Annotated in this window: 1 protein-coding gene; it reads left to right on the top strand. The window is 46.9% G+C overall.

Going from position 1 to position 642, the window contains the following annotated elements; genetic code table 11:
* Positions 1-352 precede the first annotated feature (352 nt).
* The coding region (locus tag ACTHUR_RS15200) for a putative zinc-binding protein (RefSeq protein WP_440399461.1) at positions 353-642 on the top strand (290 nt) is incomplete at its 3' end.

The following is a 642-nucleotide window of genomic DNA, read 5'->3' as shown; positions in this document are numbered from 1 at the left end:
TCATCATTGTTGGCCTGCTGCTGCTTCTGGTCGGCTGGTTTGCCCCCGTTCCGCCCAAAGCAGAAAATGATGGCGAACACAAAGCCTAATCATTAACTTCAAATAAAAAGGCCGTCTGAAAAAGCAGCGTTATCTGTTTTCAGACGGCCTTTATTTTTTAGAAGGTGCAATCTGCTTTGTTCTAGAATGTCTAATCGTATTGAGTTATGATGCCTTTTAATATTATATAAATGGATAAGCCGTAGGCCGTCTGAAAAAAGAAAACGGGTCTGCATACCACGCATGATGCGCCCGACAGATTGACTATGGATGGCAATATAAAGATAAAAACCGCTACCGGAGGAAATAGAAAATGCCTAACCGCAATGAGCTTCCCTTAATTTATTCTTGTTCCGGATGTTCCGATGTGGCGCAGCTGGCCAACAACACAGCCGTGGCGCTCGACCATGCCGGAGAATTTGAAATGTCGTGCATTTCCGGCGTAGGCGGCAAAGTCGCGCCGTTGGTACGCAAAGCGCAGTCCGGACGGCCGATGTTGGTTATTGACGGCTGTCATCTGCATTGCGCCAAATCGTGTTTGGAAAATGTGGGCGTTGAAATCCCGGAAGGGCATCATGTAAAACTATACGAACTGGGCTACAA

It is taken from the genome of Neisseria sp. P0021.S007 (assembly GCF_051956855.1).
Note: the sequence above shows the minus strand (reverse complement) of the source record. Positions and strands in the feature narration are given on the sequence as shown.